General features: G+C 67.4%; 12 protein-coding genes and 4 pseudogenes. 12 read left to right on the top strand and 4 right to left on the bottom strand.

Annotated features, from left to right (window positions below):
• Positions 1-61: 61 nt before the first annotated feature.
• From ACZ5DS_RS00760 to dapD, 3 genes are all read left to right on the top strand, one after another.
• Positions 62-382 (top strand): DMT family transporter, encoded by a 321-nt coding sequence (locus ACZ5DS_RS00760; RefSeq protein ID WP_468232609.1) that lies wholly within the window; start codon positions 62-64, stop codon positions 380-382.
• Complete coding sequence (locus ACZ5DS_RS00755; RefSeq protein ID WP_468232607.1) at positions 382-960, top strand: TetR/AcrR family transcriptional regulator; 579 nt, start codon at positions 382-384, stop codon at positions 958-960. The genes ACZ5DS_RS00760 and ACZ5DS_RS00755 overlap by 1 nt, the downstream gene beginning before the upstream one ends.
• 73 nt (positions 961-1,033) lie before the next feature.
• On the top strand, positions 1,034-2,032 hold the full coding sequence (dapD, locus tag ACZ5DS_RS00750; protein WP_468232605.1) for a 2,3,4,5-tetrahydropyridine-2,6-dicarboxylate N-succinyltransferase: 999 nt from the start codon (positions 1,034-1,036) through the stop codon (positions 2,030-2,032).
• A gap of 269 nt (positions 2,033-2,301) precedes the next feature.
• Here the strand turns inward: dapD and ACZ5DS_RS00745 are convergent, their stop codons facing one another.
• Positions 2,302-2,472 carry a hypothetical protein gene (locus tag ACZ5DS_RS00745; protein WP_468232603.1) on the bottom strand — a complete coding sequence of 57 codons (171 nt, stop codon included), beginning with the start codon at positions 2,470-2,472 and terminating at the stop codon, positions 2,302-2,304.
• Positions 2,473-2,776: 304 nt separating this feature from the next.
• Between ACZ5DS_RS00745 and ACZ5DS_RS00740 the strand changes: the two genes are divergently transcribed.
• The 4 genes and pseudogenes from ACZ5DS_RS00740 to ACZ5DS_RS00725 all read left to right on the top strand — a co-directional run.
• Positions 2,777-3,298, top strand: a complete 522-nt coding sequence (locus ACZ5DS_RS00740; RefSeq protein ID WP_468232601.1) for a hypothetical protein — start codon at positions 2,777-2,779, stop codon at positions 3,296-3,298.
• Between the two features lie 1,449 nt (positions 3,299-4,747).
• Complete coding sequence (locus ACZ5DS_RS00735) at positions 4,748-6,478, top strand: outer membrane protein assembly factor BamB family protein (RefSeq protein ID WP_468232600.1); 1,731 nt, start codon at positions 4,748-4,750, stop codon at positions 6,476-6,478.
• Between the two features lie 678 nt (positions 6,479-7,156).
• Positions 7,157-8,922, top strand: a pseudogene (locus ACZ5DS_RS00730) (IS481 family transposase).
• Between the two features lie 66 nt (positions 8,923-8,988).
• Positions 8,989-9,573, top strand: a pseudogene (locus ACZ5DS_RS00725) (DUF6928 family protein); the annotation flags it as partial.
• Positions 9,574-9,715: 142 nt separating this feature from the next.
• Here ACZ5DS_RS00725 and ACZ5DS_RS00720 read toward each other — a convergent pair.
• Entirely contained in the window at positions 9,716-11,227 is a 1,512-nt protein-coding gene (locus tag ACZ5DS_RS00720; protein WP_468232598.1) for a serine/threonine-protein kinase, read from the bottom strand.
• 162 nt (positions 11,228-11,389) lie between these two features.
• Here ACZ5DS_RS00720 and ACZ5DS_RS00715 point away from each other — a divergent pair.
• From ACZ5DS_RS00715 to ACZ5DS_RS00705, 3 genes and pseudogenes are all read left to right on the top strand, one after another.
• Positions 11,390-11,581, top strand: a pseudogene (locus ACZ5DS_RS00715) (helix-turn-helix domain-containing protein); the annotation flags it as partial.
• A pseudogene (locus ACZ5DS_RS00710) lies at positions 11,570-11,755 on the top strand (tyrosine-type recombinase/integrase); the annotation flags it as partial. The pseudogenes ACZ5DS_RS00715 and ACZ5DS_RS00710, both read left to right, overlap by 12 nt.
• Positions 11,756-11,973: 218 nt before the next feature.
• Positions 11,974-12,339: a hypothetical protein gene (locus ACZ5DS_RS00705; protein WP_468232596.1), complete on the top strand. Its 366-nt coding sequence runs from the start codon at positions 11,974-11,976 to the stop codon at positions 12,337-12,339.
• Between the two features lie 76 nt (positions 12,340-12,415).
• Here ACZ5DS_RS00705 and ACZ5DS_RS00700 read toward each other — a convergent pair whose 3' ends face one another.
• Entirely contained in the window at positions 12,416-12,640 is a 225-nt protein-coding gene (locus ACZ5DS_RS00700; protein WP_468232594.1) for a response regulator transcription factor, read from the bottom strand.
• Positions 12,641-13,027: 387 nt separating this feature from the next.
• Positions 13,028-13,921, bottom strand: a complete 894-nt coding sequence (gene dapA, locus ACZ5DS_RS00695; protein ID WP_468232592.1) for a 4-hydroxy-tetrahydrodipicolinate synthase — start codon at positions 13,919-13,921, stop codon at positions 13,028-13,030.
• A gap of 170 nt (positions 13,922-14,091) precedes the next feature.
• Here dapA and ACZ5DS_RS00690 point away from each other — a divergent pair, with 170 nt between their 5' ends.
• Positions 14,092-14,232 (top strand): hypothetical protein, encoded by a 141-nt coding sequence (locus ACZ5DS_RS00690; protein ID WP_468232590.1) that lies wholly within the window; start codon positions 14,092-14,094, stop codon positions 14,230-14,232.
• On the top strand, positions 14,229-14,924 hold the full coding sequence (locus ACZ5DS_RS00685) for a hypothetical protein (RefSeq protein ID WP_468232588.1): 696 nt from the start codon (positions 14,229-14,231) through the stop codon (positions 14,922-14,924). Before ACZ5DS_RS00690 ends, ACZ5DS_RS00685 begins: the two co-directional genes overlap by 4 nt.
• Positions 14,925-14,928: the final 4 nt, after the last annotated feature.

Genomic DNA, 14,928 nt, shown 5'->3' with positions numbered 1-14,928 from the left:
TATGAAACTGAAACTTTCTGGTTGTGTACGGCCGTACACAACGCTGAGTACGCTTCTCCCCATGGGATACCTGTTGCTCGCCGGCGCCATCGCCGCCGAGGTCGCCGCCACGACGGCGATGAAGTACAGCGAGGGCTTCAGCAGGCTCTGGCCCTCGCTCGTGACGGCTCTGGGCTACCTCGTCTCCTTCGCGCTGCTCGCCCAGACCCTGAAGTCCGTGTCGATCGGCACGGCGTACGCGATCTGGTCCGGGGTCGGCACCGCAACCATCGCCGTCATCGGCCTGATGCTGTTCGGGGAGGGGCTGAGCGCGACCAAGATCGCCGGGATCCTGCTGATAGTCGGGGGAGTGGTGGTCCTGAACCTGGGCGGGGCGCACTGATGCCCCGGCGCTACGACCCCGAGCGGCGGCAGCGGATCATCGACGCGGCGATCCGGGTCGTGGGGGAGAAGGGCATCGCCGGGCTGAGCCATCGCACGGTCGCCGCCGAGGCGGACGTTCCGCTCGGCTCCACGACGTACCACTTCGCCACCCTGGACGACCTCCTGGTGGCCGCGCTGTGCCAGACCAACGAGGGTTTCGCGCGGGTGCTCGACGCAAGCGGGATCCTGGACGACGGCGACGGCGAGGGCGCCGGCGACGGTTTTGGCCAAGGCCATAGCCATGGCGACCTGGCGGCCGGTCTCGCCCGCGTCCTCGGTGAGTGGCTGGGCGGCGACCGGCCGGGCGTCGAGCTGGAGTACGAGCTGTATCTCGCGGCCCTCAGGCGCCCTGCCCTGCGTCCCGTCGCCGCCCAGTGGACGGAGGAGACGGCCGCGCGGCTGGCCGGGCGGACCGATCCGGTGACGGCACGGGCCCTGCTCGCACTGATGGACGGCATCTGTCTGCAGGTGCTGCTGACCGGCGGTTCGTACGACGAGGAGTACGCGCGCGCCGTGTTGGCTCGGGTGATCCCCTGAACCCGAGCCCGGCACATGAGACGGGGCCCGCACGGGTTCGCCCCCACGACCTCCCCCACGTTAGGTTTCCTACATGACCGACACTGCTTCTCGTACCACCGGCGCCGTCGCCGCCGGTCTCGCCACCATCGCCTCCGACGGCACCGTTCTCGACACCTGGTTCCCGGCCCCCGAGCTGGTCACTGTGACTGCCGAGGGCCTCGGCCCCGCCGGCACCGAGCGGCTCTCCGCCGAGCGGGCCGCGGAGCTGCTCGGCGCCGGCGCCACCGCGGCCGTCGGCCCGGACGCCCGCCGGGGCGTCGAGGTGGTCGCGGTCCGTACGGTCATCGCCTCCCTCGACGACAAGCCGCTCGACGCGCACGACGTCTACCTGCGCCTGCACCTGCTCTCGCACCGCCTGGTCAAGCCGCACGGCCAGAACCTGGACGGCATCTTCGGGCACCTCGCCAACGTGGCCTGGACCTCGCTCGGCCCGGTCGCGGTCGACGACATCGAGAAGGTGCGGCTGAACGCCCGCGCCGAGGGCCTGCACCTCCAGGTGACCTCGATCGACAAGTTCCCGCGCATGACGGACTACGTGGCCCCGAAGGGCGTCCGCATCGCCGACGCCGACCGCGTCCGCCTCGGCGCGCACCTCGCCGAGGGCACCACGGTCATGCACGAGGGCTTCGTGAACTTCAACGCGGGCACGCTCGGCACCTCCATGGTCGAGGGCCGCATCTCCGCGGGTGTCGTGGTCGGCAACGGCTCGGACATCGGCGGCGGCGCCTCCACCATGGGCACGCTGTCCGGCGGCGGCAACGTGGTCATCGCCATCGGCGAGCGCTGCCTGATCGGCGCCGAGGCGGGCGTCGGCATCGCGCTCGGGGACGAGTGCGTGATCGAGGCGGGCCTGTACATCACCGCGGGCACCCGGGTGACGATGCCCGACGGCCAGATCGTCAAGGCCCGCGAGCTGAACGGCGCCTCCAACATCCTCTTCCGCCGCAACTCGGTCACCGGTGTCGTCGAGGCCCGTCCGAACAACGCGGTGTGGGGCGGTCTGAACGACATTCTGCACAGCCACAACTGATCCTTGGCGGCCGCGACTTGCGGCCGCCTAACCGATCAATGCTCTGACCTGCCACTGAGCTGTCGGTAGCTGTCGACGTTGGTCACCATTGAGCGCCCTTCCACGGCCCGAGGACGGCCTGGAAGGGCGTTCGTGCGTGAGCACCGCATTAGGAGTTCGATCCGAGCACGGTCAGGCGGCATCAGCGGGTGGTCAGGTCGGACGTGCCGGGCCGTGCATGGACGCCTGCGTCCGGCGCTGTTGATGTCACCCTTGGATGTCAGCCGGAGCTAGCGGTTCTTGCGGATCTTGCGCTTCTTCTCCTTGGCTTCCTTCCCCTTGCGCTGGGCGACACCGTACGCGGACCACGGCCCCTGATGGACCGGGCACCGGGACGTGCCGGTCACCACCGCCCGTTGGCACCGCCCCCCGGCCTTGGTCGGGGCGCCACACTTCGCCATGCTGCTTCCCCCTCTACTCGTCACGCAGTACGTGAAGCCTTATGCACCGTGGCTCGGGTTCTGCTGGCAGGGACGGCGCACGCTGCCTCTGCCGGGTGCACGCGGGCGCTCCCGACGCCAGCAGCTTGGGAAGCGGGGCTATCTACGGGGGCGTTCGGTGGACGCTGTTGAGCGGCCTCGAGCGGCTCAAAGACGGCCAGGTCGTAGTCCGTACGGGGTCGGGACCGCTCGTAACGAGAGCCGCCCGATCCCCGGAAACCGATGCCCTCTGTGCAAGTTGGCCGCTGGCACACACACTGTGCGGATGGACAACAGCGCTTTGTGGGTAGCCCTGCTGACCGCTGTCACAGCGGTAGTCGCCAGTTTGGTGACCAGCAGGGGCAACGCCCAAGCTGCTCGTGTCCAGGCGCAGGCCGCTGCCGAAGCCGCAAGCGTCGCTCGGGAGCGCGAAGCACGCAGAACCACACAATTGGACTTCATCCAGCAGGCCAACGAAATGGGGATCCTGTACCGCAGGATCCCCAAGTACCTGAGGGTGGAGAACGAAGAGGCACGACGGGCATCCCTCGCAGAGCTCCGGGATCAACTGCGCGACTCATACGGGCCCTTCCTACGCGCCCTAGCCGTCGTCTCACTGGAATGCCACCCCGAGCCGATAGCGGCGGCGAACGCAGTCCACGCAGCCTCCGGTGAGGCGTACCTCCGCCTCACCGCCGTCGAAGAGGACATACGCGCGGCCGAGGGCTTCCGCCACGCTGTCGACGCCTACCAGGCCTCGGTCGACTCGTTCATTGAAGCGGTGCGACAGGCCCAGAGTGAGTCTTAGGCTCACATCCGATAGACGGCCCGGGGCAAGCCGCAGCTGCAGCTTGGGAAGCTGCGGTCTTTTGCAGGCGGCTGGAGCCCTGACCAGGGCAAAACGATTGAGCAGGGGCCTCGCCGAGCCAGGCTGCTTTCACCGTGATTCCCCGCTGTTCCCCGCTCGATCTGGTGCGTTTGTGGTGCGCCGAGCTAAGGGGTTGGCGTCTCGTCGAAGTACCCGAGCAACTGGCCGCAGGGAGTCCAGCGGTCTCGGGGGACTAGGCCAGGGGCCTTCGCTTCGGCGCAGACGCTCGGTGTGAGGATGTCGGGGAGGCCCTCATCAGGGACACTGCTCGGGGGGTCGTAGGACAGGTCGGGGCCCGCAGTTTGCGTCTCGGTCACAGTCACGGTCGGTGATGGAGCAGGGTCGTCGTTCAGATTGAACAGGAAGTTGATCCCGCCGAGGAACGTGACGAGCGTGACGGCGGCTAGCAACAGCCACCACAGGGCAACGATCAGACTGGGTTCCGATGGGGGCCGGCGACTCGTCATGGCTCATGGTGACGCTGAACCTCGTGCTCGCGTGGCCGCTTCGGGCGACTCCTTGAGCTGATGGCTGTGCACACCTGTGTTCTGAGCTTGGGAAGCTTAGGTTTTCTACGGGTGGTGGTTGGGCTGACCTGTGGCGAAGCAGCAGCGGGGTTTGATCGGCCGACTCCCTGTTCCTCACCATTCCCCGTGGTTCCCCGCACGGCCTGGCACGGTTCTGGCACGACCTCTGTGTCCCGAACTCTCGGCCGGGAAATCAGCAGGGGCTAGTGGGCTGGTCGGTTGACCACATTGCACTCCAGGATGCTGATCGAGCGGGGATCGGGGGCAGTTGATGGTTGGCGGCGGTTGCGGCGGTTGCCGTGCTCCACTGCTGGCGGCGGGCGCGGGGTTGACGGGTTTGGATCTGGAAAGGCAGCTGGGGAGCTGACGTCGGCGCGGCTTAGGTATCCGCCGAGATGGCGTGAGCCCGGCAGTGCGGGCGGATCGCCGACTTCGGTCGAGAGAGGATGAGGCCGCCGCTCTTAGAAAGCGGCAGCCTCTCTGCTCTTGCTCCTGCGCTGTACTGAGTCGACGCATAGTGGCGCCGACAGACTCGCATCACCAAGTGACACGACCATGCGGCGTTGGCCTCAGCCTGTTCCGAGGCTTGCTACCGAGTGCTGAGCCACCAAACGAGGACAGAGAAGGCGTAGGTTCCGGCTGCGTAGCCCAAGCCGCGGAGGGCGGCGTGCACAACGGCTTGGATGGCTCGCTTCAACTTCGTCTTGAAGCTGGGACGGAGCGTGGGCTTCCTGACGATCATGTGATCCACCTTGCGACTCGATCTCCGTGAGGGTGTCGAGGGAAGTTTGCGCGCGGAGGCCGTTTGGTTTCGCCATGGAACGGAGATGTTGTGCATCGTGGCTGGTAGACGCTCCGGCGCTTGGTTGATCCGGCTCAAACCGAACAGTGGAGAGTGGTCAAGATCCCACCGATCAATCCTCATCAGATAGAGAGCGCCGAGCAGCTAAACGAGCAGTTGATTGCGTTGTTTCATCAGGGGAACTGGAGTCAGCATCGTCTTGCTGTGGCTGCAGGGATCAGCAAGGCCACAATTAACGACATCCTCAATCGCAGGACCCGTCTACCTCGCAAAGGAACCTTGGTCGCATTCGTGGAGGCGTGCGGACAGGAGTCAGGACCCTGGTTGGCGGCGCGTGGTCGCGTCCAGGCCTCAGCTGCGCCTTCTGACGCCGCATCTCGCAGTCGCCGGGCTCGCGCGAACGGCGGTGGCGACTCAGAATATCTTGCCGGGCTAGCTATTGGTGCGGTGCAAGGCCTGAGGGGTGATCTCCCGAGAACCTTAGACATGTTGGCCGACCAGGCGCATATTCGATCGATCACCAGCCTCCTAGCCGACGCCGATGCGAACGAGGCGGCAGCGATCCTTCCAACGCTAAATCCCCGCATTGCCGCGCGCTTATTAGATTCTATCGAAATACAAACAGCAGCCGTATGGGTTGGCGGCATGCCTGCGTCTGAAGCGATTCTGATTCTTTCGCTCATGGACGGCAATAAGCTAGCGCCTCTTCTGGTCTATTTAGGGAGGCAGAAAGTGCGAGAGCTGAAGGAAGCGGCGCAAGCTTTGCCGGGCATCTTCTCTCCATTTGTGGTGGTTCCGGAAATCGGTGAAGAAGGTGGTGGACTGAATTCCAGGCGAATTAGCGTGCCCCCTGACATCGAATGGACGTTTCCTCTTGGTTCTGGTGGCGGTTACGCCTCTTTTCTTGCTGTGGCTGAAAGAACGATTTATGTCAGCGACGCGACGTGTCTTTGGGCCGTAGACGCCACTAGCGGCGAGAGACGATGGGACCGGGCGTTGTCCTATGCGTCCGCCCCAGCAGTAAATGATGGCCTCCTATTTGTGAGCGATGGGCGTCATCTTTATGCGTTCGATGCGGCTGACGGAGGTGAAGTTTGGCGACTTGCTACTAAGAACGCAGACTGCTCACCCCCAACGGTGGCTGAAGGGGTGGTCTACATTGGGGGAGACGCGTACTTGTGGGCGGTGGATGCTCGCACGGGCCAACTGCACTGGCCGGAACCCTATCGCGCACTAGAAACCGTACGAGCGGCACCAGCCGTAGCATTTGGGCGAGTCTATTTCGGCAGTTATGACCACCGTTTTCGATCTTTGGACACTGCTACCGGACGTCAAGTGTGGAGCTTTGAGGCGGATGGCGCCTGGTTGCATTCCCCCCTAGTAACTGAGGGCGCGATTTTTGCCCCAAATAATCGGCGACTTTATGCGATTAATCCAGAAAATGGCGACAGGCGATGGACGTATGAGGGTTGGTGGTGGACACCTGCGTTCGCAGAGGAGTTCGTCTACGTGGGCGGCCCCGAGCGGATTGTCGCGCTTGATGCGTCATCGGGGAGAGAGCGCTGGAGGAGAGAGGGAGTCGGTGGTGCCCCCGTAATTTCGGATGGAACCCTCTACGCTGCCCAAGGTGGGGTCTTGCGAGCAATGGACCTAGCCACAGGTCGCGACTACTGGGTGTCTCATTTGAGTGGCCACACTTGGTGGAAGCCTGTCGTAACCCTGGGCAGAGTCTATGTAGGCGTGTCTTACTCTCCAAGAAATGAAGCCGTACTTCTCGCCATGCGGTCGTGAGGGCAACTGGAATCCCATTTCAGAAAAGTCATCTGTGGGAGTTGGCTGTGTATAGGGATTCACTGCCACCGTTGGCTGTTCAAGAGATGTGTTCCACGGTTGGTGGGCGTGGTCGCTGAATCAGACAGACGAGTCTGGTTGTGGATAGTTCTTCGCCCTCGTCATCTCGATGCAGCGCTACCGGGGAATTACAAGGTTGGTGGAGCGGCTTTGGGGTGGCGCTGCTTTGGCGCGAGTGATCATTGCCCCGTAAGCTTCCGGCGCGTCGGGCAGTCTGTGGACCTGCCCGGTAAAGCACGACGTTGGGGCCATGATCTTCGAGGCTCGCGCCAAAGTGGCTCCGTAAAGCCGTGGAGCCGACCGCCCCAGCCACGACGTACCCCTTCTCTGGCATCAGGCGGCTGATTGCTCTGAGCGCGGCACGGGCGCCGGCCGGGCTGGAGCGGGGCGGAGACAGGAGCGCAGGCCCGGCCGGGGGCCGGGCCGCGTGCGGTGAGCGGAGCGAGCCGCCTTGAACCAGTAGAGAAAGTTGTAACTCAGTCGGCCGCGTGGGGTTTGTCTTGTCTCGGTTGATGCTTGACGTTGTGGCTTCACCTGATGCTTGACACCGCTTGCCTCGGCTTGGCTGTGCGCGTCTGATCGGCGTGTGCAGGGAGGGCCGGGGCCGTGCTGGTGGAGTTGAGCGTGGTCGAGCAGCGGTATCACGCGGTGATGGAGGTCGCCGCGGGGGTTCCGGTCACTCAAGTCGCGGCCCGGTATGGGGTGTCGAGGCAGTCTGTGCATGCCTGGGTGCGCAAATACGAGCAGTCGGGCCTGCCGGGGCTGGCGGACCGGTCGCACTGGCCGGCCTCGTGTCCGCACCGGATCTCTGGAGAGGTGGAGGCGGTGGTGTGTGAGTTACGGCGCCGGCATCCCGGCTGGGGTCCGCGCAGGCTGGTGCACGAGCTGGAACGCAAGGGCATCACGCCGGTGCCGTCCCGGGCGACGGTCTACCGGGTCCTGGTCCGCAACTCTCTGATCGAGCCCGGGGTGCGTCGGCGTCGCCGGTCGGATTACCGCAGGTGGGAGCGGTCGGCGGCGATGGAGCTGTGGCAGATGGACATCGTCGGCGGGCTGCTGCTGGCCGACGGCAGCGAGGGCAAGATGGTCACCGGGATCGACGATCACTCGCGGTTCGTGGTGATCGCGAAGGTGGTGCAGCGGGCCACGGCCCGGGCGGTGTGTCTGGCCTTCGGGGAAGCGCTGGTGCGGTTCGGGGTGCCCGAGGAGGTGCTGACCGACAACGGCAAGCAGTTCACCGCCCGCTTCAGGCCCGGCAAGCCGGGAGAGACGATGTTCGACAGGATCTGCCGGGAGAACGGCATCGCCCACCGGCTGACGAAGCCGCAGTCCCCGACCACGACCGGGAAGATCGAACGCTTTCACCAGACTCTGCGGCGTGAACTCCTCGACGGCCACGATCCGTTCGCCGATGCGGTGGCCGCGCAGGTGGTGGTGGATGCCTGGCTGGAGGACTACAACCGGATGCGGCCGCATCAGGCCCTGGACATGGCTGTCCCGGCCAGTAGGTTCGTCCCCAGGCCGCGGTCTGAGCAGGATGCGTTGCCGGCGGTGCTGCCTGCCCGCCTCGATGCGGTCCCCGCTCTGGCTGTCCCAGAGCCTCCGCCCGAGCCGGTGGCCTGGCCGATGGCCGAGGGGGAGGTCGGCGCGATCGAGCTGGAGCGGGCGGTTCCCGCGTCGGGGAACCTCAGCTTGCGCGGGCAGCAGATCTGGTTCGGCCCGGCCCTGGCCGGCGTCACCGTGACCTTGCGGGTCGACGTGCACCGGCTGCACGTGCTGATCGGCGGTGGGCGGCACAAGACCCTGCCCTCGAAGCTGTCAGGCCGGGACCTCAAAGCCCTGCTGGCGGGTGGAGGTGCACGTCCGACGGTGGACGGACGACCCCGACCCCCGGGAACGATGCCGATGGGGCGGTGGAGGTGGATCGGACCGTCAACGCGGTCGGCTACGTCGGTCTGGGCGGCGACAAGGTCCTGATCGGCTGGCCGTTCGCCGGACAGCGGGTCACCCTCAAGCTCGACGGGAAAGTCCTCCAGGTCCTCGACGAGCAGCGTGTCCTCAAGGCCACCCTGCCCAGCCCCCTGCCGGCCTCAGCCTACGGACGCCTGCAAGGTGGCCGTCCGGCCGGGCCGCCTCCGCAGCTGCCACCGCCCGCCGAGCAGATCGCCGAGCGGACGGTCAGCAGCGTCGGCGGCTTCATGGTCGCTGGACAGCGCATCCAGCTCGGCCGCGGCTATGCCCACCAGGTCGTCACCGCCCACCTCAGCGAGGACCTGATCCGCATCTTCCACGGAACCGAGCTGATCACCACCGTCCCGCGCGTGACCAGGAAGGAGGTGGTGGTCCGCAAGTCCGGCAAACACAACCGCCGGAAGATCGTCTAGGGCAGACGTCAAGCATCACCCGACGCCAACCCGTCAACCATCAACTGAGACTCGACACGTCACCGGACGACCGCCATGATGCGACGGCTCTACCCGGGCTGGGAGATCGAGGAGTGCGGGGGCTCGAATCTCTGGGACGGCGTTTACCCCTTGAAGGGAACGGCGTACGCGGCCAGTTGGCCGGGAGTGGAATGTCGTCGGCGATCAGAGGGTGATGATCGACGCCCCCTCCCGGCAGGTACCGGCCGACGACTCGTCCGCTCCCTGAGCCTGTCCCCGGACAGCGGCATCATCGAGAACATCGGCGAACCGCTCCCCTTTGAGCTGCCCTACTGGGCTGGTGACCGCCCGGCTGACGTCGTCCCGTGGCCCGGCGAGGAGGACGAGCCGTACGCCCTGCCCTTTCACCCCTTGGACCTGGGCGAAGACGCGTTGCGTGCGCTCTGCGGCTTCATCCAGGAAGGTCGTCCGCAGTCCGATGATGTCGACGCGGAGGCCATCGAGTTGTACGGATTCCACGTGCGAGACCCACACGGGCCTGATCGTGGCGAGCAGGAAGCGGCGCTACGGAGAGCGGTTGAAGCGATGCAGCCGCCGCGCGTTTACACGTTGGGGCCCGATGGCGCGCTGATCGAGCGCGACGGCCTGTAGCTCACCTCCGCCACAACTGACACTCGGCGGCCGTGACCGGCGGCCGTGTCACCGTTGAGTGCCCTGCCATGGCCCCAGGACGGCCCCGGGCAGGGCGCTCACGCGCCGGTCGATTCTCCCACTCGGCAGTGCCGTCGCCACGTCAGGCGTTGTTGCTCAGGTGGACTCCCTTGGCGGCGGTGTCGAAGACCGGCCGGTACTGGTGCCATTGCGCGTCCGGCGCGGAGAGGTAGATCACGTACTGGGTGCCGTCGGCGTCGGCGAAAGCCAGCTCGGCCGCCCGGTACTTCCGTGCCCTGCCGTCGAAGGTGAACTCCCAGTATCCGGCAGGTCGTCCGCGGAAGGTTGTCGCAGCCATCCTCACGCGTTCGTAGCCGGGATTGTCGCGACGGGTCTGGTCCTCTTCCGTCTCACGCCAGTGCTGCAGCGGATCGGTGCCCGCGAACTGGACGACGTTGATCCTCAGGCCCACCAAGCCGGTCGGGTCTATGTAGGCGACCTCACCACCGGGCATCGTCTTGCTGGTCCAGTCGTCCCGTACGGGCACAAAGATGCCGCTGTCCGCCTTTTCGAGGTGGTATCCGACGGGCAGCGGCGGCAGGGTGGGGCTGGCACTCGGAGAGGGGACGGCGGCAGTGTGGCTACGCGTCGGCCTGTCAGCAGTGCTCTTCATCCACCACAGTGCGCCGCCTGCCGCACAGGCGGCGAGTACCACTGCCACGACCGACCGCAACACCGTACGACGACGGTTGCTGCCGCCCTTTCGCCCAGGAGGCACGAGGTCGCCGGCCCGGTCTGACCGCGTGGGGGAATCGACGGGAGCGGTTCGGGTGCCGGTCATCAGATCGCCCAGGCGGAATTCGACCTCGTGTACGTCCATGCGCTGGTCCGATTCCTTGACGAGCAGGCCCTCGATCACCGGGGCCAGGTCCCCAGCGCTGCGCAGGGGCTCGTACGGTTCGGTGGCGATGGCGTACGCGGTCTCGATCGGGGTGTCACGGTGGAACGGGGGCCGCCCCTCGACCGTCTGATAGAGGGTTGCTCCCAGGGCCCACAAATCACTGGCGGGACCGGGCCTGGTGTTCGCGCTTCTGAGGCGTTCGGGCGCCAGGTAGCGGACGGAGCCGATCAACTCGCCCGACTTGGTCAGTGAGGACGTTCCCGACTCCATGGCGATCCCGAAGTCGGTGAGGACGATCCGCCCGTCGTCGCCGAGCAGAACGTTGGCGGGTTTGACGTCCCGGTGCAGGACCCCGGCGTCGTGGGCGGCGCGCAGGGCGGCGGCCATGGCACGGCCGATCCGGGCGGCTTCATCGGGTGGCAGCGCACCCCGACGCTTGAGGACGTCACTCAGCGTGAGCGAAGGTATGTACTCCATGACGATGCACGGCAGGCCCTCGTCATCGACGACGTCGTGCACCACGATCACGTTGGGGTGGGCGATCCGGGCGGCACTGCGGGCTTCGCGCCGGGTGCGCTCATGGAGCGTCTGGACCTCGTCGTCGTGCAGGTGCGGCGGGATGCGCAGTTTCTTCACGGCGACATGGCGGCCGAGCAACTTGTCCTCGGCGCGCCACACGGTGCCCATGCCGCCGCTGCCCACCCGCTCCACCAGCAGGTACCGGCCGGCGACGAGCCGCCCAAGATCGGACACCGTGTCTCCTTCTGCGCTCCCCATTCGCGAATGGGACGGGTCGACGAGGCACGATATCCCATTCGGCTGAACGGGCAGGGCAGCTGCTCGACCAGCGGTCTCCGGGCGTGCATCGCGCAGACCCGCCCTCGCTCCGAGCGCACCGCCAAGGAAGTGACCCCCATGGCTGACCGCCTCATGACCGCCTCCTCCGTCGCCGAGGCCAGCGAGATGCTCGGCACGGGCGAGCGTTTCGTACGTCGCCCGATCGCCGAACGCCGCATCCGCCACGTCAAGCTCGGCCGCCCGGTGCGCACACCGGAGAGCGCGGTCGCCGAGTACATCGAAGTGCGCACCGTTGAGCACCTCACCCGCGCCGACATCGAGCGCAACCACTGGCGTGACCCGGACGCCGGGGAAATGAACTTCGAGCAGCGCACCCTGCGTTGGCTGTCGGAGTGCGGTCTGGCCCCGACCGCGGTCGACCGTTACGACGGGCTGTTGCGTCTGCACATCCTGCAGACGTTCGGCGACAGGGGCCTGGACGAGAACCCCTGCCGCATCGAGGGCGCCTCGCACTCCTGGGCACGGTTCTCGTCGGCCGGTCAGGGGTGACCGCGGCCTGCTGCATTGGCATCACCGGCGTCACCGGGTCGGGGGACTGTGCCGTCGGCTGCCGAGCCGGACATCCCGGATGAGTGTGATCATCACCCTAAGGTGACATGGCGACTCCAGGCCGTCACCACAGCTGGCAGGAGGACCAATCGATGAACCTCACCCTGAGGCGCCTGCTCGGCGCTGCCGTGGCGGTGGCCACGGGCGCCACGGCCCTGCTCGGCACCGGAGCCGGCACCGCGGGCGCCGCCGACAGGGCGCACTGCGACCGCGCCGAACGGGCCATATGGAGCGAAGGGCCCAGCCGCAACGTGACCGGCCACGGCTGCAGCATCCCGGACAACAGGCACCGCTGGTACACCGTCGAGATCGACACCCTCGTGCAGCCCCACTACAAGACGGAGTACCTGAACGGAGGGGTCGACCGCACCGAGACCCTGCACAGCAGAACCATCAGATGCCTGGGCTACACCTCCGGCAACGGCACGGTGAACTGGTTCGGCTGCCCGCCCGGCTGACACACCCCGACTGACAGACTCAAAGGATCGACGGCGGCCGCGTCCGCGGCCGCCGATGTTTTCGCCCGCCTCTCCGTCACAGTCCCAGGGAGATCGCCAGCCGGGTCAGCTCGGCCGTGCTGCTGATGTTGAGCTTGGCGCGGATGCGGCGCAGGTAGGCGTCGACCGTGTGCTTGGAAAGGCCCATGTGGCGCGCCGTCTGCAGGTAGGTGCGGCCGGCGGCGATGTGCCGGAGGGTCTCGCGCTCACGCGGCGCCAGCTCGGGGGTGGCGGCTTCGGGGGTGGTGAGGGTGAGGCTCATGGGTTTTCCTTAGACGGATCGACGGGTCGTCGCTGCTCGCATCCTCGAAAGCAGTGGGCGAATGTCCGATATCGGCTGTTCGTCCTCTTTATTCGAGTTTGATCCGCCCAGGTCATGGCCTTGTCCGCCAACTGTCACAGCCGTGTCACGAGCCCGCCCGGAGCGTTTGCCAACGCCGCGAAGTCCTCCTCCCGCAGCCCGACTCTCGGGTCGACGTGGTGCAATAGCGCAGGTCCGGGGTGGTGGGCCGCCACGCGCGGTCGCCCAGCACAGTTCGTAGCCGAGGTTGAGGGGGCCGTCGACGTCCAGGAACAGCAGGGGGCGGCTCACGGGGTCACCGTATGGCGGCGGGCGGTATGAGCCGGGGGATTTTTCGTGGCGGGCAGGTCACGCCGCCGCCAGCTCCTCGTAGAGGGCCCGCAGGGCGTCGGTCGTCTCCCGGTTCGCGGGCAGCAGGGGTTCCCGTACCGGGCCCGCCGGATGGCCGAGTGTGCCGAGGAGGGCCTTGGCGGTGACCGTGCCGGGCAGGCCCGCGGCCATCATCGCCTCGATCAACGGTGTGGCGCGCAGCTGGAGTTCGGTCGCGCGGGCCGTGTCGCCCGCGTCGAACGCGTCCAGGACGGCGGCGATGTGGCCCGGGACGGCATTGGCGACCGTGCTCACGCAGCCCGCCGCGCCCACCGCGTACAGCGCGAGGACGTGCTCGTCGCAGCCCGCGTAGTACGCCAACTCCGTGTGCGCCAGCACCTTCTGGGTGCCGAGGAAGTCGTAGGAGCAGTCCTTGACGGCCACGATCCGCGGGTGCTCGGCCAGGCGGATCATCGTCTCCGGCTCGATCCGCGTGCCCGTGCGGGCCGGGATGTCGTAGAGCATCACCGGCAGTCCGCTCGCGTCCGCGACCCGGCGGAAGTGCGCCTCCAGCGACTCCTGCGACGGTCTGCTGTAGTACGGCGTCACCACCAACACCCCGTCGGCGCCCGCCTTTTCGGCCGCCAGGGTCAGCTCGATCGTGTGCCGGGTGTCGGCGGTGCCGACGCCCGCCACCAGCGAGACGTCGTTGCCGACTGCCTCCCGGACGGCCGTGATCAGCTCCGCCTTCTCCGCGTCCGTGGTGGTCGGCGACTCGCCCGTGGTGCCGTTCAGCACCAGGCCGTCGCAGCCCTCGGCCACCAGCCGACCGGCCAGCCGGCCCGCCCCCTCCGGGTCCAGCGTGCCCGTCTCGGTGAACGGGGTGATCATCGCGCAGAGCGTGCGGCCGAAGGGCTTGCGTCGGTTCGTCATGGGAGTAGTCTCGGCACGACGAAGCTGAAGCTCTACTTAATTCTCCTAAGGGCTATTGCTAAGTATTTCTGATGAATCTAGCGGGCGGCCGAAGGCCCTGTGTCCAACTCGGCCCTTCATGGGTCACTATGGGGCCCGGACGGTCATCGACGTCGCTCATGGGAGGCACCATGAAGCTCGGCAAGGCACTGGCCACCGGAGTGGCCGAGGAACGGCCGCTCGTCCGTGCGGAGGAGCCGCAGCTCCCCGAGGAGAAGACCCTCACCGCACCGGCCGAACCGGCCCGCGAAGAGGTACCGGCGGCCCGATGAGGCTGCGGCTCCCGGTGGAACGCCCCACGGAGCCGCCGACCGGATACAAGATCGCCCACCCGGTGCTGTCCCAGGACGGCACCCGGGCCGGGTTCACCGGTGTGTCACTGGGCGGCGCGCTGCCGTACGGCGTGCTCGACGACGCCGCCTGCGTCTACGGGCGCAGGCACCGCCCGCCCGCGCGCCTGTGCGACTGCGGCTTCCACTGCGTGCACGACCGCGCGGCCGCCGAGGCCCTGCTGTGCACGGCGGAGCACCGGGCCGCGGTCCTGCTCGAGGTCTCCGTGCTCGGCGCCTACATCCGCTTCGAGCGCGGTTTCCGCTACGCCCGGCAACGGGTGCGCACGGTGACCGCCGGTCCGTGCGCCTGCGGTGCCGCCGCGGTCGCGCTGGCCGACGCCGACTGGGGCAGGCCCGGCTGGCGGGCCCTCGCCCCCGCGTGCGCGGGCTGTGTACGCGGGCGTACGTCCCTCTCGCTCGCCGGATTCGCCCGGCTGGCCGGGGAGGGGCTGCGGGTGGTCGCGGGCAGTGGCGCCGCGGCGGCACCGCCCGCCGAGCCTGCGGCCGACGGGGAGTTCGGCGTGCCCGAACTCGTCGCCGAGGCCGCCCTGTTGCAGGCCCGGCTCGACTGGTTCCAGACCCAGCTCGCGCGGCTCGGCGAGCGCGGGGCCGGGGGAGGGGAGAAGGGCTGAGGGC

Source organism: Streptomyces sp. NPDC031100 (genome assembly GCF_055570785.1).
This window is presented reverse-complemented; position numbering and strand designations above follow the sequence as displayed.

Bases quoted from the DNA above. Each gene is read 5' to 3' on its own strand.
- dapA (WP_468232592.1), bottom strand. From the start codon at position 13,921: ATGACGAACCGACGCAAGCCCTTCGGCCGCACGCTCTGCGCGATGATC.
- ACZ5DS_RS00755 (WP_468232607.1), top strand. From the start codon at position 382: ATGCCCCGGCGCTACGACCCCGAGCGGCGGCAGCGGATCATCGACGCG.
- ACZ5DS_RS00740 (WP_468232601.1), top strand. From the start codon at position 2,777: ATGGACAACAGCGCTTTGTGGGTAGCCCTGCTGACCGCTGTCACAGCG.
- ACZ5DS_RS00705 (WP_468232596.1), top strand. From the start codon at position 11,974: ATGAACCTCACCCTGAGGCGCCTGCTCGGCGCTGCCGTGGCGGTGGCC.
- ACZ5DS_RS00745 (WP_468232603.1), bottom strand. From the start codon at position 2,472: ATGGCGAAGTGTGGCGCCCCGACCAAGGCCGGGGGGCGGTGCCAACGG.
- dapD (WP_468232605.1), top strand. From the start codon at position 1,034: ATGACCGACACTGCTTCTCGTACCACCGGCGCCGTCGCCGCCGGTCTC.
- ACZ5DS_RS00690 (WP_468232590.1), top strand. From the start codon at position 14,092: ATGAAGCTCGGCAAGGCACTGGCCACCGGAGTGGCCGAGGAACGGCCG.
- ACZ5DS_RS00700 (WP_468232594.1), bottom strand. From the start codon at position 12,640: ATGAGCCTCACCCTCACCACCCCCGAAGCCGCCACCCCCGAGCTGGCG.
- ACZ5DS_RS00760 (WP_468232609.1), top strand. From the start codon at position 62: ATGGGATACCTGTTGCTCGCCGGCGCCATCGCCGCCGAGGTCGCCGCC.
- ACZ5DS_RS00685 (WP_468232588.1), top strand. From the start codon at position 14,229: ATGAGGCTGCGGCTCCCGGTGGAACGCCCCACGGAGCCGCCGACCGGA.